Origin of the sequence: Pseudocolwellia sp. AS88 (assembly GCF_030551755.1) — a bacterium.
Lineage (GTDB): Bacteria > Pseudomonadota > Gammaproteobacteria > Enterobacterales > Alteromonadaceae > Pseudocolwellia.
This window is the reverse complement of sequence record NZ_JAUPEC010000010.1, coordinates 61,549-81,793: the sequence shown is the minus strand read 5'-3', so window position 1 is coordinate 81,793 and position 20,245 is coordinate 61,549. Positions and strand designations below refer to the sequence as shown.

Sequence of the window (20,245 nt, the reverse complement as noted above, 5' to 3'; positions counted from 1 at the left end):
ATGAGTAATTTACCCAAAGTCAGTGTAACGCTGGAACAGGCTAAATTGTTAGTTCAATATTTAGAGTCAGAGCAGCAAGACAAAGCAGATGAGCTTATTGCAGAAATTCAAAGCCCAGTAAATATTGAGCTTTTTGCTGAAATAGGCAAATTAACACGTCAACTACATGACTCATTAAATAATTTTCATGTAGATCCGCGTTTAAGCGATCTCGCTAATGCAGACATACCTGATGCTAAAGAGCGTCTTAATTACGTTATTGAACGTACTGAAGACGCTGCTAATAAAACAATGGATGCCGTTGAAGCAATTTTTCCTGTTGTAGATTCGCTCCAGAAGCAAGTTGAAGTAGTTAATCCTCTATGGTCAAAATTGATGAATAATCAATTAGCTTTACCTGAATTTAAAGCACTGTGTATGGACATAGATAAACTACTAAAATCAACGGAACATGATACCGAAACAGTACGAACTTTAATGACCGACGTTTTGATGGCGCAAGATTTTCAAGACTTAACGGGACAAGTTATTCGTAAAGTGATTGAGTTAGTAAGAGAGGTTGAAGACAGTTTAATAGGAATGCTTACAGCATTTGATATGTCTTCATCAACAGCTCATGGCAAAGCTAAGACTAAACCTAAACCTTCAGTAGGTGAGAATTTAGTCGAAGGTCCGATTGTTAATAGTAAAGAACGTGATGATGTTGTTTCAGATCAAGATGATGTAGACGATCTTTTATCAAGTTTAGGGTTCTAGGAGTTATTTAATGTCGTTTGAACAAGATGAAGAAATCTTACAGGATTTTCTAATTGAAGCAGGTGAAATTCTTGAAGCCTTATCTGAGCAATTAGTTGAGCTTGAAAATAATCCTGATGATGCAAATTTATTAAATGCCATATTCCGTGGTTTCCATACGGTAAAAGGTGGCGCTGGATTTTTAGCATTATCAGAACTTGTTGACGTTTGTCACGGCGCTGAAAATATATTCGATCTCCTAAGAACTAACCAACGTTCTATAACATCTGACTTAATGGATGTGATCCTCCAAGCAACCGATTCTATCAATGAAATGTTTGTTTTAGTGCAAGCTGGCGAACCTCTTATTCCAGCCGAAGCTGAATTACTTGCTGAATTAGAACGTTTAAGTGTTCCAGAATCAGAAGATGCACCTGCCGAGCCTGAAATCGTCGAACAAGTGCAAGAGCCTGTACAACAGGTTCAAGAAGAAGTCGCTGCAGATTCATCAGAAGAAATGACTGAAGATGAATTTGAAAGACTATTAGATGAATTACATGGCGGTGGCGCCGTTAAAACGCCTCCACCTGTAAGTGCTCCTGCACCATCAGTTCAATCAAATGATAGTAATGAAATCTCAGATGATGAGTTTGAAAACTTATTAGACGAACTACACGGACAAGGTTCTTTCTCTTCACCAGCTAAAGCTGTAGAAAGCACACCAGCACCGAGCAGTAAAAGTAACTCAGATGATATAGATGATGACGAATTTGAAAGCTTATTAGATGAGCTTCATGGTCAAGGTAAAGCGCCTCAAAACTCTACGGCTAAAGTACCGCCTAAAGTTGAAGCAACGCCGCCACCGGCACCAAAACCAACTCCTGTTCAAAAGCCAGCTGCGCAACCCGTAGCAAAAGCAGCAGCAAAGCCTGCCGCTCCAGTTAAAGATAAGAAAGTAGCACCGCCTCCAGTACCACAAGCGGAAACGACTGTTAGAGTTGATACAAAACGCTTAGATCAAATCATGAATATGGTGGGCGAACTTGTATTAGTACGAAATCGCTTAACGAGCTTAGGTGTTACAAAAGACGATGAAGATTTGACTAAAGCTGTTTCAAATCTTGATGCAGTAACTACTGACTTGCAAGGCGCGGTAATGAAAACGCGTATGCAACCAATTAAAAAGGTTTTTGGTCGATTTCCTCGGGTTGTACGAGATTTAGCACGCAGTCTTAATAAAGAAATAAAGCTTATTCTCGAAGGCGAAGAAACTGATTTAGATAAAAACTTAGTAGAAGCACTAGCAGATCCTCTAGTGCATTTAGTAAGAAACTCTGTAGATCATGGTATTGAAGATCCTGATGCGCGTGAGAAAAATGGAAAAAGTCGTGAAGGAACAATCATACTTTCAGCCTCTCAAGAAGGTGATCATATTTTACTGACCATCCGAGATGATGGTGCTGGTATGAATGCAGAAAAACTCAAAGAAATTGCAATCACACGCGGTGTATTAGACACGGATGCCGCTTCCCGTATGACGGATAACGAAGCCTTTAATTTGATTTTTGCTCCAGGCTTTTCAACAAAAACTGAAATTTCTGAAGTATCAGGCCGTGGCGTAGGGATGGATGTTGTTAAAACTAAAATCACTCAGCTTAACGGTACCGTAAATATAGATTCTGAGTTAGGCGTAGGTACCGTACTAGAAATTAAAGTACCACTTACTTTAGCTATTTTACCTACATTAATGGTTATTATTGGTAAGCAAACATTTGCTTTACCACTAGCTGCTGTAAACGAAATATTCCATTTAGACCTAACAAATACTAACGTAGTTGATGGGCAATTAACCATTATCGTTAGAGAAAAAGCTATCCCATTATTTTACTTAGATCAATGGTTAGTAAGAAATCCAGTTAATAAAACAAAAGATGCAGGGCATGTAGTTATTGTTCAAGTTGGTACTCAACAGGTAGGTTTTGTTGTTGATAACTTAATAGGTCAAGAAGAGGTTGTTATTAAACCACTTGATCGACTTTTACATGGTACTCCTGGCATGGCAGGTGCAACAATTACAAGTGATGGCGGCATTGCGCTAATTATTGATGTTCCTAATTTACTGAAGTACTACGCAAAAAAATCTAGTCTCAATAACAAATTGCGTACAAAATAAAGAGAGAATTAATGCCATATAAGGTGTTGGTAGTTGATGATTCAAGTTTTTTTAGACGTCGTGTAACTGATATTTTAAATGCTGATCCTAATCTAAGCGTTATTGATGTTGCTATAAATGGTATTGAAGCTGTAGAAAAAGCTAAGTCGCTTAAGCCAGATGTTATTACCATGGATATAGAAATGCCTCAATTAAATGGCATTGACGCGGTAAAGCAAATAATGAAATATGCGCCAACATCTATCATTATGTTTTCTTCTTTAACACATGCTGGTGCTCAAAAGACACTAGAAGCTTTAGATGCTGGAGCATTAGATTTTTTACCCAAAAAATTTACCGAAATAGCATCAGATGCTTCTGATGCGGGTCGTTTACTTCGACAACGTGTTATACAGTTAGCACGTAAAAACCCTCGATTAAGAAGTAGTATAACTGAACGACATACACCTATAGTTGCAAGTAAACCTATAAAAAGAGATGTTCAGTCTAGCTTTCAATCTCCAAGAACAAGCATAAGAAAATCAAATACAGATTATAAAATTCTTACCATAGGAACCTCTACCGGTGGGCCTGTAGCATTGCAAAAAGTATTAACGCAATTGCCTAAAGACTTTCCGCTACCTATTCTTGTTGTTCAACATATGCCTGCTTCATTCACTAAAGCATTCGCTAATAGATTGAATAACCTTTGTGAAATATCAGTACAAGAGGCCGCTAATGGTGATGAAATAAAACCAGGCTGTGCTTATGTAGCTCCTGGCGGTAAACAAATGATATTAAGTAGCGCTAATAAATTAAAAATTGTTGAAGACAATTCAGAACGTATTTCATTTAAGCCAAGTGTTGACGTTACCTTTGGCTCTGCTGCTAAATTTTTCAATAACAGTGCTTTGGCTATTATTTTAACGGGCATGGGGTCTGACGGAAGAGAAGGCTGTCGTTTACTCAAAGCAAAGGGCGCAACTATTTGGGCACAAGATGAAGATTCAAGTGTTGTATATGGTATGCCGCAGGCTATAGTTAATGCTGGTTTATCACATCAAACTTTATCTATAGACGAAGTTGCACCTTCGATTTTAAAAGAGTTGAAGCTAAATTAATTCTAAAACGTAAAAAATACGCTAGCATTAAATAGTGGCTATGTTTTTACATTATACAGTTTATAGGGCATTTCATTGGTAGTTTGGACAATTGCAAATCAAAAAGGTGGTGTAGGTAAAACAACCACAACGATAACACTTGGAGGTATTCTAGCCGACCAAGGTTTTCGTGTATTGCTTGTTGATACCGATCCTCATGCATCTTTAAGCTATTATTTTGGTATAGAATCTGAAGAACTTGATTTAAGCATCTATAATCTATTTATAGAAACTGCAACAAAAGAGCAAGTTTTGCAAAGCTTATGTCCAACTCAATATAGTAATATTGATATTCTTCCTGCGACAATGGGTTTAGCAACACTGGATAGAGCTCTTGGAAATAAAGGCGGAATGGGACTTGTTGTTAAAAAAGCTTTGAAGTTATTAACTGATGAATACGACTATGTTTTGATAGATTGTCCACCTGTTTTAGGTGTGCTCATGGTCAATGCTTTAGCAGCGTCAGATCGCATAATTGTACCGGTACAAACAGAGTTTTTAGCATTAAAAGGCTTAGATCGTATGATCACGACCTTAGATATTATGCAAGGGGAGCAAGCAGACCCTTTTAAATATACAATTGTTCCAACCATGTTTGATAAGCGTACAAAAGCTTCTTTAACTACTTACAGAAAGCTACAAGATAAATATTTTGGAAAGGTTTGGTCTGGTGTTATTCCAATAGATACTAACTTCAGAAATGCTAGCCAAGCGCGGAAAGTTCCGTCTGATTTTTTACGTAGTTCTAGAGGTGTAGTTGCTTATAAAAAACTTTTGCATTCTTTAATAAACGAACAACAAACGAGTTGATGAGTTAATGGATAAACCGCTTGCCGCTAGTAAGAAATTGATGAAAAGCTACCTGTCAGAGCTTTTAACTGAAGACAATTTCGAGCAAAAAGCAGAACAAAAAGCTGAAGAGACTGAGAAGCTAAATAAACTTTTGCAGTCAGTTACAGTGACTGAAACAAATACAGATAATGAACTTGATACTATAGTTTCAACAAAATCAGCAGATATTAAAGTACCAGAAGTAATAGTAGAACCAGAATATAAGTTAGAAACTGACACAGAATTAAAAGCACCAACAATAGAGCAAAACGATCCTACAATACAGTTAGCGACTCAAGATACAACAGAAAATGTTACCAAAAGTCATTCAACTGAATACCGTAAAGGTAGTTTTCAAGCCATGTTTTTTGATGTTGCAGGACTTACAGTAGCTGTACCTTTAGTTGAGTTAGGTGGTATTCATAACTTAACAAAAGCAACTCCTTTGATGGGGAAACCTGATTGGTTTAGTGGTGTTATGCTGCATAGAGAAGACAAAATCAATGTTGTTGATACAGCGCTTTGGGTAATGCCAGAAAAATATAATGATGAATTAAAAGAGTATATAAATTATCAATTTGTCATTATGTTAAGTAACAGTAACTGGGGCTTACAAGCAGAAACATTAGTAGACACCGTTACCTTGCAACCTGAAGATGTAAAGTGGATTGAAGCAAGCTCTAAACGTCCGTGGTTAGCAGGTTTAGTTAAAGACAGAATGTGTGCACTCCTAGACGTTGAAGCTTTAATTAAATTATTAAATAACGGCATTAATGTACAGCAAGTATAAAAATTATTTTGTCTTTTAGAGTAGTAAATATTTAGAATTGAGGAATATTAGATGTCTAAAGAATCAACCAATGAAACATCTGTTAAAAAAGATAATGATGAAGTTCTACAATGGGTTACTTTTAAGTTAGACTCAGAGAAATACGGCATCAATGTAATGCAAGTTCAAGAAGTTTTGCGCTACAGTGAAATTGCACCTGTTCCTGGAGCTCCTATATACGTACTCGGTATTATTAACTTACGTGGTAATGTTGTTACAGTAATCGATACTCGCTCGCGCTTTGGTTTAGAATCAAGCGAAATTACTGATAATACACGTGTTGTTATTATTGAATCAGACAAACAAGTGATTGGTATTTTAGTTGATAGCGCAGCTGAGGTTGTCTACTTAAGAGCTTCAGAAATCGATGTTGCTCCAAATGTGGGTAACGATGAAAGTGCTAAATTTATTCAAGGTGTAACCAACCGCGATGGTGAACTACTGATTTTAGTTGATTTAAATAAATTACTTTCAGACGACGAATGGGATGAAGTTAAACAATTTTAATTGTTTGAAACTAACGTATGTTTAATACACCAGAGTTCTTAATTCTTGCCATAGTAACAACGCTTTTGTTTCTAGTGATCATAGTGTTGTTTAATTCAGTACGTACTTTATCAAAACAAGTTCGTTTAACAGAAACTAATATTGCTTCGAATGAACTCATAGTCAATCAATTACAAACTTTATTTATTACCTTAGATAAGTCTTTAACAGAATTGAATAATCAAAATACATCAGAAAATACTGAATTGAACCAAGTCACAAAACAGCTTGAACACAGAATTAAAAGTATTCAAGAAGATATTTCTAAGTTACAGCAAACCCAAGCTCAACAACCAGAAGATAAATTATATAGTCGAGCATTTAAAATGGTTGAGCTAGGAGCAGACGCTGAAGAACTTGTTAGAGAGTGTGATATTCCAAGAGCTGAAGCAGAAATGCTCATCTCAATTCATCAAAAACAAAGTACCCCTTAAACACGTTGTTACCCATTTTTACAATATTTAACAATTTTGCATCTAAAATATTCATTAGTTTTGAATATCCATTGTGCTAAAATCCTGCTGCATATAAATATTGCTTTATAACACATTATAAAGTTTTTAACTTCTGGAACAGTGAACGTCTTATGGTTAGTTTTTCAAAAACATCTCCACTAATTTTAGTTATGCTTTGTGTACTAGCAGTTTCTGGCTGTTCATCAACACCTTCAAGCCATAGCGACTCCAAAGATCCATTAGAATCAATCAATAGACCATTCTGGACGTTTACTTGGGATTACGCAGATAAGTACGTCGCAAGACCAGCATCGTCAGCCTATGTCGAATATGTGCCATCAGGTTTACGCTCAGGTGTTTACAACATGGCGATGAACTTAAATGAGCCATCTGCAATCATTAACAACTTACTACAAGCTAAATTTGTTGATGCAGCTGAAAGCACTGGGCGCTTTTTGTTAAACTCTACAATAGGTTTATTAGGTTTTTTTGATCCCGCAAGCGACTTTGGTTGGGGCAGAAAACAAGAAGAGTTTGGCGAAGTATTAGGAACTTACGGTGTGGGTGATGGTCCTTATATTGTTATTCCAGGTTTAGGTCCTTCATCCGTAAGAGAAGAGGTGGGCGATTACGTTGATAAATACTACTGGCCACTCGCTGTATTAGATTTTTGGCCTAACGTTGTAAGAGCTTCAATCGTGGGTCTTGAACAAAGAGCTGCATTATCTCAACAAGAAAAACTTATAGATGAATCGATCGACTCATACGAATTTGTAAAAAATGCATATTTTCAAAATATGAACTTTAAAGTCTATGATGGTAACCCGCCGATTGAAGTGAATGCAGAGGACGAAGCTGCACTTGAAGCATTTTTAGATGAAATAGACGAGTAACTTTTAAAATTTACACCATATTTCTATGACTTACACTTAACTTTTAAGTATTAAACCATTAAATAGATACTTTATGGAGAGCTGCTTAAATGCTAGAATTCGGCAATCAAAGGATTGTAACTACATAAAGTTATAAACCCTAAAAAACATTAATACACTAGGATTGGCTTTTAATGACAAACTTTATTCAAAAATTAACACTTTCGGTGTTTTTTCTTTGTACTTCACTTTCGGTATTTTCAGCGCAGTTACCTAGTAACATATCTTCAGCACAAATTGAGCAATTTAAAAGCCTAAGTCCAGCTCAGCAAAAAGCCCTAGCAAGCAGCATGGGTGTAGATTTAAATTCAATACAATCTCAAATCAACAATTCATCTTCCTCAGATAAAAATGAACCAACAGAATTAGAGCAATACACACCTAGAGAAAGAAACTTTGATGATTCGTCTTTTGATACTATGGATGAAAAGAAAATAACGGCATTTGGTTATGACGTATTTGCTAATGTTCCTAGCTCTTTTGCACCAATAAATGATGTAGCTATTCCTGAAAGTTATATGATTGGTACAGGAGACACACTTAATATCAAAGTTTTTGGTAAAGAGAATGACGAATACGAAATGCCAGTTTCGAGAGAAGGCAAAGTTATAATCCCAAGATTAGGTGCTTATAATGTTTCAGGTATGACTTTTTCCGAAGCTAAAGCTTATTTACGAAATGAAATTCAGAAAAAGGTAATAGGTGTTGAAGTTGTTATTACTTTAAGTGAGCTTCGTTCAATTCGTGTTTTTGTATTAGGTGAGGCATTCAAGCCGGGTAATTATCTTTTAAATTCTTTATCTACAGTTACTCATGCAATTTTTACGGCGGGTGGTATTAGTGATATTGGTTCTTTACGTAATATCCAAGTAAAACGTGCAGGTAAGCTTGTTCAAACTCTCGACTTATACGATTTATTAATCAAAGGTGATTCATCAAAAGATATCATGCTTAAATCTGGTGATGTTGTTTTTGTTGCTCCTGTGGGCAATAGAGTTACCGTTGAAGGTGAAGTGAAAAGACCAGCCATATACGAACTATCTTCAAACGAAACAATAAACGACGTATTATCAATGGCAGGGGGCTTGTTACCTTCAGCACATTCGTCATCAACCATTATTGAGCGTTACAATGCAAAGAGTTTACGTTCAGTTATTAATGTAGATTTATCGTCAAATGCAGAAAAAAGTAAAAAAGTTCAAGCTGGTGATGTTGTTCGTATTATGAAAAGTTCTGCAACATTTCAACAATCAGTATCAATTATTGGTGCTGTTTCTCGTCCTGGTGTTTATCAATGGGAAAGTAATCAAAGAGTTGCAGATTTATTACCAAGTATTCAAGCTGATTTATTAGAAGATGCAGATTTAACTTATAGTTTAGTGATCAGACAATCCGGCCTAGGTAGAGATATTGAAGTGCATCAATTCAGTTTGAAAAATGCCTTAGCCAATTATGATTCTGAAGACAACTTGTTGTTAAAACCTTTAGACAAGCTTTTAGTTTTCTCAAATCAAGACGTCATTATTAATAAAGTTAATACGTTAAGTAATCTAGTTATGACCGAAGATAAGCTTATTGATGATGAAAGAAATAAAGCTAAAGCAAGATTTAGCGATAAAGAGTTTTGGTCAGAATTTGGTGAAAAAGAGCTAGATGAAAATGATGACCCACTAAAAGAAAAAAGTGAATTAGATGAACTAAAACCTAGAGAACTTAGCTTCTTTTCAAGACAACGTTTATTACTACCTGTTATTCGTAATTTAACACAACAAGCTGCATCTAATAGTTCAGTTCAAGTTGTAGATATTGCGGGTGCGGTAAAATATCCAGGTACTTATCCTTTACCTGTAAATGGTAGTGTTAAAGATTTAATAACCGCTGCAGGTGGTTTGTCAGAATCAGCTTTTTTAGGTAATGCTGAATTATCACGAAATGATTTAACTCATAATGAAGTAAGAAAACAACTGCTTGCTATTAACTTACAAGGCGCTCTGAATAATACTTCAGATAATGTTTTACTAAAAAGTAGAGACAGATTAAACGTAAACAAAATACCTTATTGGCAAGAAGAACAAGTTGTTACTCTAAACGGAGAGTTTAGGTTCCCAGGTAAATATATAGTTCGAAGAGGTGAAACTTTATCACAACTTATTGATAGAGCTGGAGGTTTAACAGATTATGCTGACCTTAATGCAACCCTGTTTACGAGAGAAAGTTTAAAGCGATTAGAAAGCAAAAACATATTAGATGTTACGGAACAATTAAGGCGTGAAATAGCAACAAAAACCTTATCACAACGAAATGGTAGCTCAATTGACTACGAACAAGTTAATCAACTGTTAGAAGATTTAATTAAGGTTAAGCCTATAGGCCGATTAGTTATCAATCTCCCTAGTTTATTGTCAGGGCAAAGTAACAACATAACGATGGAAGATGGCGATAGTATTTTTGTTGCTAGTAAACGGAATACAATCAATGTTGTTGGGCAAGTACAAGTAGCAGGCTCTCATTTATATGAAAACCACTTAACTTACACAGATTACATCAAGTTAAGTGGTGGTATTAAAATCCAAGCGGATGAAGACCGTATTTATGTGATTAAAGCCAATGGTGCAGTACACATACCAGAGAGTGGTAATTGGTTTACTTCTAATAATAATGAGATTAAAGCTGGTGATACTATTGTTGTGCCTTTAGATACTTACTTTATGGAAGATATCACCTTGTGGCAAACTGTTACTCAAATTATATATCAATCAGCCATTGCTGTTGCAGCAATAACAAGCCTATAATATTTAGGTAAGATTATATAAGTAAAGCTATATGGTAATAGCATTTACTCATATAGCGCTGTATTATTTACAGAGTGTTTAATTGTAAACTGCTTTAGAGTGATTTAGTTAATAAATTAACTTTGGAACTGGGCTTTAGGTAACAAATGTATTTGTTACCTAAAAAACTATAAATTTAAATGGTATTTCGAATGATTTTCTTATTTCCCGCATTGTGCGTTGCTTTTTTAGCTTCTATTTTTACAATAAAAGTTTTACTTCCATTAGCACCACAAATCGGATTGATCGACTATCCAACAGATCGAAAAAATCATAATGGTGCTATCCCTCTTATTGGTGGTATTTCAATATTCACCGGCGTATTAATTGCCTCAACATTATTTATTCAACAAAGCCAATTATTAAACTTATATTTAATTTCTTCAGCCATCTTAGTATTTATTGGAACACTAGATGACATATATGACTTAAGAGTTGCTCCACGTATGCTTGCTCAAGCACTTATCGCGAGTGTTATGGTGTTCGGTGGAGGGATTTATATAAGTGATTTTGGTAACCTTTTTGCTTTAGGTAATGTAGATATAGGTCATTTTGGCATTATATTTACAATGTTAGCTGCAATTGCTGCAATCAATGCTTTTAATATGATTGATGGGATTGATGGCTTAGCTGGTTCAATGAGCATTACCTCGGTACTGTCTATCGCAATCCTTACCTTATTAGCCGGTGGTGAAAGAGATGTCTTATTACCTCTTATATTGGTGGTTGCTACAATCCCTTATCTTTTCTATAACGTTAAAAGGCAGAAAACTAAAGGTAAAAAAATCTTTATGGGAGATGCAGGAAGCATGTTCATGGGCTTAACGGTTATATGGTTACTCACAATTGCTACCCAAGATAATGAGCTTCAATCAGCTGCTTTTAGACCTGTTACGGCTTTATGGATAATAGCAGTGCCGCTTATTGATATGTTTGCCATTATGTTACGTCGTATTAAGAAGGGCGTATCACCATTTCAAGCTGATAATGGTCATTTACATCATATATGTATGCGACTTGGTTTAACGTCAAGACAAGCATTATTAGTTATAACCTTACTCGCTATCGTTCTTTCTAGTGTTGGTATTGTTGGTGAGTTATTACATATACCAGAATCAATTATGCTTGTGTTGTTTGTTGCATTATTTGTTGTGTATTCGTTTGGTTTACAACACGCTTGGAAGTTTACTAAAGTATTGAAAGCTGAATAAGCTAAGCTATGTAGAGTAAATTTAGTAATATGAATCTATCTATAAAACGATAAAACAACAGATGAATAGACAAAAAAATAGCGAATATATTTAATATATTCGCTATTTTTTTGCTTACAATTAAGTAAAAACCAAATAGGTACTCTCTTTATTTATTATATTTAGCCAAACAGTCACTTAGCTGTTTTTGCCAATCTATTGAAGCTAGTATTTCTTGTGAGCTTGTACAATCTAAAACACTGTATTTTGGTCTTTTAGCTGGAGTGGGGTAGGCTGAACTAGGAATACCTTTTATCGGTATTTTCTTTGTTAACAAACCTCGTTTTAATCCTTCTTCTTGAATTGCCAAAGCAAAATCAAACCAACTTGCACTGCCAGAATCACACCAATGATAGATCAAATCAGCTTTAGGTTGAGCTATTAAAGCCCATATAAACTTTGCTAAACCTTTAGCTGATGTAGGAGATCCTACTTGATCATTTACTATGCCTAACTCTTCTTTCTCTTCCATCAATCTAAGCATGGTTTTAACAAAATTATTAGCAAAAGTAGAATAAAGCCAAGAAGTACGAATAATACTAGCGTTTTCAGGGTAGTTATCAATAATAGCTAACTCACCTGCACGTTTAGAAGCTCCGTATACGCTTGTAGGCGATGTAATGTCATCAACCTTATAGGGTGTTGTGTTTTCACCGTTAAAGACGAAATCTGTTGATACATGAACTAATCGAGCAGAATACTTCTTGGCTATTTTAGCTAAGTTTTCTACCGCAATATGATTTATGGCATAAGCTGCTTCAACATCAGATTCAGCTTTATCTACTGCAGTATAAGCAGCTGAATTAATAACTACAGTAGGTTGATACTCAGCAACAATACTATCCAGGGCTTTAAAGTTAGTAATATCAACATCATTTCGCCCTAAAGCTAATACTTCGTAGTTTTGTGGTTGTTCAACAAGCAGTTCATTTGCAAGTTGCCCACTTTTTCCAATAATAAGAATTTTCACTGAATTACCATTTAATTGTTTAACAAAAAGTTAAAATAAAGCCGTAGTTTTGGCTACGGCTTTATTGATTTTATGTATCGAGGTGAGCTTGTAACGCTTTAGCTAAAATAACTAGTTACCTAAACGCTCACGTTGGTATGAGCCATCTTGAACATGCTGACACCATTCTGTTTCAGACAAATACCATTCAATGGTTTTTTTAATGCCAGACTCAAAAGTTTCTTCAGGATGCCAACCTAACTCTTTATTGATTTTATTTGCATCAATCGCATAACGAACATCGTGACCAGGCCTATCTTTTACAAAAGTAACGAGATCATTGAAGTTTGAAATACCATCTGGTTTATCAGAAATTAAATCATTCAAATGGTTACAAATAGTGGTAACAACCTCAATATTTTGCTTTTCGTTAAAGCCGCCAATATTGTAGGTTTCGCCAATAGTACCTTCAGAAACTACCTTATAAAGAGCGCGGGCATGGTCTTCAACATACAGCCAATCTCTTACTTGTTTACCATCGCCATATACAGGTAAAGATTTTCCTTCAAGAGCGTTTAATATAATAAGAGGAATCAACTTTTCAGGGAAATGATAAGGACCATAATTATTAGAGCAGTTAGTAACAACAACAGGTAAACCATAAGTTCTATACCATGCACGCACTAAATGATCTGAAGCGGCTTTAGAAGCAGAATAAGGAGAGCTTGGTTCGTAAGGAGTTTCTTCAGTAAATAACCCTGTTTCACCCAAGTCACCATATACTTCATCGGTAGAAATATGATGAAATCTGAAAGTTGATTTTTTCTCTTCAGTTAAAGTTAAGAAATAAGTTCTTGCCGCTTCTAATAATTCGTAAGTACCAGTGATATTCGTTTGTATAAACTCACCAGGCCCATCAATAGAGCGATCTACATGGCTTTCTGCGGCAAGGTGCATAATATAATCAGGTTGATGTTGCTTAAAAACTTCATCTAATATTTTACGATCACAAATATCACCTTGAACAAAAGTATACCTGTCGCTTGAATCTACTGAAGCTAATGACTCTAAATTTCCAGCATAGGTTAACTTATCAAAGTTAATAACATTATGTTCAGTTTCATTTATTAAATAACGTACTAAGGCCGAACCAATAAAACCAGCTCCACCAGTAACAAAAATTGTTTTTTTCATTGTTCTATTTAACTCTTTATAAATTCTAAAAGGGGAGAGCGACTAATCAAAAGTAGGTGCGTCATCAAATAATAAACCATTTGCATCTTTAACAGATAATGAAGGTGAACTGTTTGTCGAAATAGGCCAAGTAATATTTAATTTAGGATCATCCCACTTAACTGAAACCTCATGCTCTGGTGCATAGTAATCGGTGCACTTATAAACAAACTCGGCAGACTCACTTGTAACATAAAAACCATGAGCAAAACCTGCAGGTACCCATAATTGACGCTTATTTTCAGCAGAAAGCAATACTCCAAACCATTGACCAAAGCTTAGGCTGTTTTTACGCATATCAATGGCGACATCGTATACTTCGCCAGAAGTTACACGTACCAATTTACCTTGAGTTTGCTCAAGTTGGTAATGCATGCCACGTAATATCCCTTGTGAAGATTTACTGTGGTTGTCTTGTACAAAAACTACGTCAGCTACATTTGCTCTAAACCAATCATCACGAAAGGTTTCAAGAAAAAAACCACGTTCGTCACCAAATACCTTAGGTTCTATAATCTTTACATCTGGGATACTGGTATCAACAACTTTCATTAAAACACTCGCTCATTAATAAGCTTTAATAAATATTCCCCATAACCACTTTTACGGAGTGGTTCGGCAATAGCGACTAATTTCTCTTTACTTAACCAGCCATTTCTATACGCAACCTCTTCAGGGCAATTAACTTTTAAACCTTGGCGTTTCTCAATGGTTGAAATAAAGTTAGCAGCAGCAAGTAAATCATCATGTGTACCTGTATCTAACCATGCGGTACCGCGCCCCATAATTTCAACTTTTAATTCACCTGCTTTTAAATATTGTTCGATAACATCGGTAATCTCTAACTCGCCACGAGCAGAAGGTTTAACATTTTTAGCAAATTCAACAACGCGTTTATCAAAAAAGTATAAACCAGGAACTGCGTAGTTCGACTTAGGCTCTAAAGGCTTTTCTTCAATAGAAATAGCCGTACCGCTATCATCAAATTCAACTACACCATAAGAGCGAGGATTAGATACATGATAACCAAAAACAGTACCACCTACTTTTTGAGCATTAGCATTTTGTAGAGACTTAGTAAGATCATGCCCGTAAAACATGTTATCGCCAAGTACAAGAGCTGCGGCAGAACCATCAAGAAACTCTTCAGCTAATATAAATGCTTGAGCTAAGCCATCAGGGCTAGGTTGAATTTTATAGGTGATAGAAACACCAAAATTACTACCATCACCTAATAATTCTTCAAAGCGATGTGTTTCTTCAGGTGTTGATATAATTAATATATCTTGAATGCCGGCTTGCATAAGAGTCGCAAGAGGGTAATAAACCATAGGTTTATCATAAACGGGCATAAGCTGTTTACTAACAACTTTGGTTAGGGGATAGAGGCGAGTACCGCTCCCTCCGGCTAAAATAATTCCTTTATGCATTTTATAATTCCTAATAATCACTAAAAAATGAAAGTATAGACTTCATCAGTAATATCAACTAACTCTCATACCATACGCCCAATACAATGCAATCAGAATTGACTGAAGATCTCCAAAATATCATGCATACGAGCACTATTAAAACAGATTTTTATATCAAAGTGTGTAAGATTTAATTACTAGTAACTTTTTATAAGATGAGCGTTCTCGTATTATTGGTATCTAAAAGCTTTATACGTCGGTATATAAACGAATAAGAAATGGACGTTTGAAGAATTATGCCTTTCATCGTAAAAATAGTGAATATTATAACCTGACCAATCAATGTAACAACATTAATATCGATATTTTCAATCATATAACACCTAACAGATACACAAATATATTTAATTCCACCATTATTATAATTCTAAAGTAAAAATAAAATCATACAAAAGATACCAATACTTTAGGTGAAAATAAAACAGTAACAACAAGTTAGGTGTGCATAAATTAACAGGGATATACTTTTTAAAGTTCTTAGGATGAAGTAACTTTTCTTCATTAAAGTTTATTTCTAATTAACCTGAGCTCGAGGTGATGGTCTTTGTAAACTATTTTATTTGTAAGGGCTTTCCCCCTCAATTGATATGGGGTAAGTTTTTTACCTTCCTAATGTTGTTATTTAGCGGGTATACCAAGGTGTTTTTATGTGCTAATGACAGGTTATTAGTACATAAAAATAATGACGGTAGGTAGTTAAATAACAATGTTAGGCATAATTTCTTGTCCCGAGTTAGGTTAATTAAGGATAAAAAAAATTATTAATTCTAGTTATGTGAATATATTCGAAATGTAAAACCCGACAGTTAAGTAAAATGAATTAACTAATTGAACTTTTTACGGTAGTTAATCCACGTTTACTAAGAAGAAAGCGCACAACACTGCTTAAGTGCCAATAAAAATGTTTAGATAGTATTGTCCTATTTGCATGCTCAGCTAAATGTAATATTTTTATCTGAGGGTAAAATATTAATGGCTCATCTAAGAGTTTACTGCGATAACAGATATCAATATCTTCACAGTACATAAAATATCCTTCATCAAAGCCTTTTAAACGGGCATAATGAGAAGCTTTAAATGCTAAGAACGACCCTGCAGCCCAATCTATTTTTATTGGTTTTTCTACTAGATCTTTATTTATGATACTAGAATTTCCCATTCCTAAAAATGATTTTACAAATTGAGTGAAATTAGGGAAATTTCGAATAGAATTATCAGATATCAAATAATTACTGTCTTTAAATAAGTTAACACAAGCCGCTTTTATATTGTCTTTTAACATTAATTGGATAAGTTGGTCTATCGACTCTTCATCTGAAATAACATCTGGATTAAAAACTAAGAAATGATCATCATTTTTCATTGACAGATGTGCTTTACAATAACAATAAACCACATTGTTATTATGACCAAAACCAATACCATAATGTTCATTAATGTACTTGATATTATTTTCCTCTAAGTATTGAACTAGGAACGGCTCTTTTTGGTTGATTTTTACCACTACAGTAAACTTTTTAGCTAGTTTACTTAAACAAGCTAATCTTTTTATTAACTCGCCATGGCCATGTGAAACAACAGATATGAAAATAGACATTCTAATTAAAGCCTTACACTAAAGATTAAATATTATTGATTGAATATATTAAAGAAAGAAGTTGATTTAAGTTAGCTGTTATAGCTGAACCCCATAAATCGTAATAAGTTCTTGCTTTGGTTGATATACTAAATTATAAACCCTATATTGCTTAGTATTGATGAAGTAATCAATCAAAAATAGAAAATTACCATTGACATAAAGTAACAGTTTATCAAATGTTTTTGAGGATTCCGACTAAACCTCTCGACTCTTTTACTAATAAAGCACTGACACCTTTCTCATGCATCATTTCAAAAGCAATTTGACAATTGGTATCTGGTGAGATTTCTAAAGGATTAATAGAGGCAATATCAATGGCTTTTAGATCGAAAATATCTTTACCATTTTTTTCCATGGCTCGTCGTAGATCGCCATCTGTAATAATTGCATTTACTTCACCAGCCGTTTGAATAAGTGCAATCCCCAGCTTCCCACTTGAAATCACATTAATTACATTTAATAAAGTATCTTCAGGACCAACTAATGGTAGTTTCGTCGTAATCATTTCATCTCTTACTTTACTTAATAAACGACGGCCTAAATTTCCTCCAGGATGAAAACGAGCAAAGTTTTCAGGTTTAAAGTTGCGTTTTTCCATTAACGCAACAGTCAAAGCATCTCCCATAGCCAACGTCGCAGTTGTAGATGAAGTAGGAGCTAATTGGAAAGGGCAAGCTTCCTTAGGAACAGCTACATCAAGATGGCAATGAGAATTTTTGGCTAGTATTGAATTAGCATTTCCCGTAACAGCAATTATGTGATTACCATTATCTTTTAGAAATGGCAGAAGTTTTAAAAGCTCATCTGTTTCTCCAGAATTTGATATTGCAATAAATATATCCTCCGATTTGACCATTCCCAAATCGCCATGAAAAGCCTCACCTGGGTGCATGAAAAAACTTGGTGTGCCAGTGCTTGCTAAAGAAGCAACTATTTTCTTACCAATAATACCAGATTTGCCCATACCACAAATAATTGTTCTACCTTTGGTTGAAATAATAGCTTCAACTGCTTGACTAAATTCAACACCAATACGGGAGGACATAAAATCTAACCCTATAATTTCTGTTTGAATAACTTCTTTCGCTATTTCGATTGAACGCATTATTACCTCTCCATGATTTCTTTTATGATTTTATAATCTTTCACTGTATCAACACCATGCGGTAATTCTTGATGAAACACACACGCACCGATAGTTAATCCATTGCTTAGTGCTCTTAATTGTTCAAGTTTTTCATAAGACTCTAAAGGTGCTTCAGGGAAAGAGCAAAATAATTTTAGTGATTCAACGGTGTAGGCATAAATACCGACATGACGGTAAGCAAGTGAAATGTCTTCACTATTATCTCTATTAAAAGGAGCTGGAGATCTTGTAAAATATAACGCCCTTCCTTCTGAACCTAAAATAGCTTTTACGACGTTTGAGTTAATAAAGTCTTCTCTCTTAACTATTGGCGTCACAGCGGTGGTTATTGAAAACTCTGGATTGTTTACAATATAAGTGCTGAGAGTTTTTATTAACTCAGAGGGGAGCAGTGGTTCATCACCTTGAACATTGAGCACAATTGTTTCTTTAGACCATTCTAAAATGTTAGCTACTTCATTAACTCTGTCAGTTCCACTATGATGTTCTGCCGATGTTATTAAAGAAAGAAGGTTTAGCTTGCCCGCTTCATCAATAATACGCTGATCATCTGTCGCTATAATTATATTATTTATATCAATACCTGCGTCAATACAGCGCTGAGCAACGTGCCAAAACATTGGCTTTTCACGAATTAATAACAAGGGTTTACCTGGTAAACGAGAAGAGCCATAGCGAGCAGGGATGACGGCTTTTATATTAGAAAAATTCATTATTGCTCTACTCCAATAATATTGTTTTTAATTATCTTATTTATTAGAAGAGTATTTATTTCTTCTAATGATTTCTTTTTTTGCAAACTAAGTTGTTTGTCAACAAACTCACAAACCATAAGACGACCATCTGGCGGTTTAGTTATCCAACTCGATTTTTTAAGGGAGAATGGATGGATATTAGCAGGAGTATAACTTGGCTCAATATGCTGGAAGATTTGTAGATATAATATATTATTAACAGAAAAAGCCATTTTCTTTAGGTAAATCGAATATTCTGCACCGATTTCTTTTATTTTTGGATGTTTGCCTTTGCAGCTGTTAATAACTCTATCGATTCTCAATCGCTTGCATCGCGATAAAGTAGCATTAACTGCTTTACCTGAAATGATTCGGGTTAAAAAGCTATAGCTACTTAACGGCATAATAAATATGCCGCTTTTGATATTAAGCACTTTAAAATACTCTCCGTGTTTTGATATATAAATAGAATCATCAATTATAACACTATCCAAATCAAATAAGAGATTTTTGATATTTAGGGGGCCACTTTCTCATAATTAAATCATTTTTTATTTAATAAATACATCTTTGATATATAAGTTCATCTATCTTAAGTTGCTCTTTAGTATTAGCTTGATATGGCAAAGTTGAAATATATTTATTTTATCAAAACACCCAATATCTTCTTTTTAATTAAACTATACCTCTCAACAACATAATAAATATTTATAAGGGGCACTAGCCTTCTTTGATATTTACAGCTATGACTATAAGGATGAATTGTTGAATAAAGCCAGTTTGATTCGAAATAAATACAGGTGTTGTTAACACAAGTCAATGACTGACACGATGTCATCTAATAGTTTATGATGAACCTTGATATGCGTTTTTTCACTAATGGCTTTTTTGTTTTTTTGAATTGTTTTTAACTTTTTATAAATATCTAGTTCCTTCAAAAGCAAAAGAATGCTTTGCTTTTGTAAAAAATGTTTAATACACAGTTTATTCATGATTTCTTTTCGATGAGAAAAATAATTTTGATTAAGCTTTTATATTCGATTGAAAAAGGCTTATCGATTAAAAACATATTTTTTATTTCCTCTTATTTAAAAAAGAGGGGAGTATAATATTGATTCGAACTTAATAGATTCTCAATTACTTTATACTAATGTCTTCTTAAATTATGTTATTTATTGTGTTTTTTTATCTCTTCTAAAAAATAATCATTCTTTAACTGCTTTCATTATTTTCGATTCATATTAGTTTGTAAATTAACCTAATAACTAATGTTTGCTATTTTTATTATTCTAAGGTTGTTGTGAAAGTATACATTTCATCGACATCTATTGAGTTTTTATAATATCCATC

General features: G+C 34.5%; 18 protein-coding genes. 10 read left to right on the top strand and 8 right to left on the bottom strand.

What is annotated here, in order from left to right:
- From Q5N69_RS09175 to wecA, 10 genes are all read left to right on the top strand, one after another.
- Positions 1 to 756 (top strand): protein phosphatase CheZ, encoded by a 756-nt coding sequence (locus Q5N69_RS09175; RefSeq protein ID WP_304368592.1) that lies wholly within the window; start codon positions 1 to 3, stop codon positions 754 to 756.
- 10 nt (positions 757 to 766) lie between these two features.
- The gene (locus Q5N69_RS09170) at positions 767 to 2,908 is read left to right on the top strand and encodes a chemotaxis protein CheA (RefSeq protein WP_304368591.1); all 2,142 of its coding nucleotides are present in this window, start codon (positions 767 to 769) and stop codon (positions 2,906 to 2,908) included.
- 11 nt (positions 2,909 to 2,919) lie between these two features.
- Positions 2,920 to 4,008 (top strand): chemotaxis response regulator protein-glutamate methylesterase, encoded by a 1,089-nt coding sequence (locus Q5N69_RS09165; protein ID WP_304368590.1) that lies wholly within the window; start codon positions 2,920 to 2,922, stop codon positions 4,006 to 4,008.
- 75 nt (positions 4,009 to 4,083) lie between these two features.
- Positions 4,084 to 4,857 (top strand): ParA family protein, encoded by a 774-nt coding sequence (locus Q5N69_RS09160; protein ID WP_304368589.1) that lies wholly within the window; start codon positions 4,084 to 4,086, stop codon positions 4,855 to 4,857.
- Positions 4,858 to 4,864: 7 nt separating this feature from the next.
- The gene (locus tag Q5N69_RS09155; protein WP_304368588.1) at positions 4,865 to 5,668 is read left to right on the top strand and encodes a chemotaxis protein CheW; all 804 of its coding nucleotides are present in this window, start codon (positions 4,865 to 4,867) and stop codon (positions 5,666 to 5,668) included.
- A 51-nt stretch (positions 5,669 to 5,719) separates the two neighbouring features.
- A complete protein-coding gene (locus tag Q5N69_RS09150) occupies positions 5,720 to 6,214 on the top strand; it encodes a chemotaxis protein CheW (protein ID WP_304368587.1) in 495 nt (164 codons plus the stop codon).
- Positions 6,215 to 6,231: 17 nt separating this feature from the next.
- On the top strand, positions 6,232 to 6,687 hold the full coding sequence (locus tag Q5N69_RS09145) for a DUF2802 domain-containing protein (protein WP_304368586.1): 456 nt from the start codon (positions 6,232 to 6,234) through the stop codon (positions 6,685 to 6,687).
- A gap of 152 nt (positions 6,688 to 6,839) precedes the next feature.
- On the top strand, positions 6,840 to 7,601 hold the full coding sequence (locus tag Q5N69_RS09140) for a VacJ family lipoprotein (protein ID WP_304368585.1): 762 nt from the start codon (positions 6,840 to 6,842) through the stop codon (positions 7,599 to 7,601).
- A gap of 173 nt (positions 7,602 to 7,774) precedes the next feature.
- A complete protein-coding gene (locus Q5N69_RS09135) occupies positions 7,775 to 10,432 on the top strand; it encodes an SLBB domain-containing protein (protein WP_304368584.1) in 2,658 nt (885 codons plus the stop codon).
- Positions 10,433 to 10,623: 191 nt separating this feature from the next.
- Positions 10,624 to 11,682, top strand: coding sequence for a UDP-N-acetylglucosamine--undecaprenyl-phosphate N-acetylglucosaminephosphotransferase (wecA, locus tag Q5N69_RS09130; protein WP_304368583.1), 1,059 nt, complete (start codon positions 10,624 to 10,626; stop codon positions 11,680 to 11,682).
- Between the two features lie 148 nt (positions 11,683 to 11,830).
- On the opposite strand, the gene rfbD is transcribed toward wecA, so the two are convergent.
- From rfbD to Q5N69_RS09090, 8 genes are all read right to left on the bottom strand, one after another.
- On the bottom strand, positions 11,831 to 12,691 hold the full coding sequence (gene rfbD / locus Q5N69_RS09125) for a dTDP-4-dehydrorhamnose reductase (RefSeq protein WP_304368582.1): 861 nt from the start codon (positions 12,689 to 12,691) through the stop codon (positions 11,831 to 11,833).
- 111 nt (positions 12,692 to 12,802) lie between these two features.
- Positions 12,803 to 13,864 carry a dTDP-glucose 4,6-dehydratase gene (rfbB, locus tag Q5N69_RS09120; RefSeq protein WP_304368581.1) on the bottom strand — a complete coding sequence of 354 codons (1,062 nt, stop codon included), beginning with the start codon at positions 13,862 to 13,864 and terminating at the stop codon, positions 12,803 to 12,805.
- A gap of 42 nt (positions 13,865 to 13,906) precedes the next feature.
- On the bottom strand, positions 13,907 to 14,455 hold the full coding sequence (rfbC, locus tag Q5N69_RS09115) for a dTDP-4-dehydrorhamnose 3,5-epimerase (RefSeq protein ID WP_304368580.1): 549 nt from the start codon (positions 14,453 to 14,455) through the stop codon (positions 13,907 to 13,909).
- Complete coding sequence (gene rfbA, locus Q5N69_RS09110; protein ID WP_304368579.1) at positions 14,455 to 15,333, bottom strand: glucose-1-phosphate thymidylyltransferase RfbA; 879 nt, start codon at positions 15,331 to 15,333, stop codon at positions 14,455 to 14,457. Before rfbA ends, rfbC begins: the two co-directional genes overlap by 1 nt.
- Before the next feature lie 862 nt (positions 15,334 to 16,195).
- Positions 16,196 to 16,972: a glycosyltransferase family 2 protein gene (locus Q5N69_RS09105; protein ID WP_304368578.1), complete on the bottom strand. Its 777-nt coding sequence runs from the start codon at positions 16,970 to 16,972 to the stop codon at positions 16,196 to 16,198.
- A 214-nt stretch (positions 16,973 to 17,186) separates the two neighbouring features.
- Positions 17,187 to 18,119 (bottom strand): SIS domain-containing protein, encoded by a 933-nt coding sequence (locus Q5N69_RS09100; protein WP_304368577.1) that lies wholly within the window; start codon positions 18,117 to 18,119, stop codon positions 17,187 to 17,189.
- Between the two features lie 2 nt (positions 18,120 to 18,121).
- Positions 18,122 to 18,874, bottom strand: a complete 753-nt coding sequence (gene kdsB, locus Q5N69_RS09095; protein WP_304368576.1) for a 3-deoxy-manno-octulosonate cytidylyltransferase — start codon at positions 18,872 to 18,874, stop codon at positions 18,122 to 18,124.
- Positions 18,874 to 19,329, bottom strand: coding sequence for a hypothetical protein (locus Q5N69_RS09090; protein WP_304368575.1), 456 nt, complete (start codon positions 19,327 to 19,329; stop codon positions 18,874 to 18,876). The genes kdsB and Q5N69_RS09090 overlap by 1 nt, the downstream gene beginning before the upstream one ends.
- Positions 19,330 to 20,245 lie beyond the last annotated feature (916 nt).

Bases quoted from the DNA above. Each gene is read 5' to 3' on its own strand.
- Q5N69_RS09175 (WP_304368592.1), top strand. From the start codon at position 1: ATGAGTAATTTACCCAAAGTCAGTGTAACGCTGGAACAGGCTAAATTG.
- Q5N69_RS09170 (WP_304368591.1), top strand. From the start codon at position 767: ATGTCGTTTGAACAAGATGAAGAAATCTTACAGGATTTTCTAATTGAA.
- Q5N69_RS09165 (WP_304368590.1), top strand. From the start codon at position 2,920: ATGCCATATAAGGTGTTGGTAGTTGATGATTCAAGTTTTTTTAGACGT.
- Q5N69_RS09155 (WP_304368588.1), top strand. From the start codon at position 4,865: ATGGATAAACCGCTTGCCGCTAGTAAGAAATTGATGAAAAGCTACCTG.
- Q5N69_RS09150 (WP_304368587.1), top strand. From the start codon at position 5,720: ATGTCTAAAGAATCAACCAATGAAACATCTGTTAAAAAAGATAATGAT.
- Q5N69_RS09145 (WP_304368586.1), top strand. From the start codon at position 6,232: ATGTTTAATACACCAGAGTTCTTAATTCTTGCCATAGTAACAACGCTT.
- Q5N69_RS09140 (WP_304368585.1), top strand. From the start codon at position 6,840: ATGGTTAGTTTTTCAAAAACATCTCCACTAATTTTAGTTATGCTTTGT.
- Q5N69_RS09135 (WP_304368584.1), top strand. From the start codon at position 7,775: ATGACAAACTTTATTCAAAAATTAACACTTTCGGTGTTTTTTCTTTGT.
- wecA (WP_304368583.1), top strand. From the start codon at position 10,624: ATGATTTTCTTATTTCCCGCATTGTGCGTTGCTTTTTTAGCTTCTATT.
- rfbB (WP_304368581.1), bottom strand. From the start codon at position 13,864: ATGAAAAAAACAATTTTTGTTACTGGTGGAGCTGGTTTTATTGGTTCG.
- rfbC (WP_304368580.1), bottom strand. From the start codon at position 14,455: ATGAAAGTTGTTGATACCAGTATCCCAGATGTAAAGATTATAGAACCT.
- rfbA (WP_304368579.1), bottom strand. From the start codon at position 15,333: ATGCATAAAGGAATTATTTTAGCCGGAGGGAGCGGTACTCGCCTCTAT.
- Q5N69_RS09105 (WP_304368578.1), bottom strand. From the start codon at position 16,972: ATGTCTATTTTCATATCTGTTGTTTCACATGGCCATGGCGAGTTAATA.
- Q5N69_RS09100 (WP_304368577.1), bottom strand. From the start codon at position 18,119: ATGCGTTCAATCGAAATAGCGAAAGAAGTTATTCAAACAGAAATTATA.
- kdsB (WP_304368576.1), bottom strand. From the start codon at position 18,874: ATGAATTTTTCTAATATAAAAGCCGTCATCCCTGCTCGCTATGGCTCT.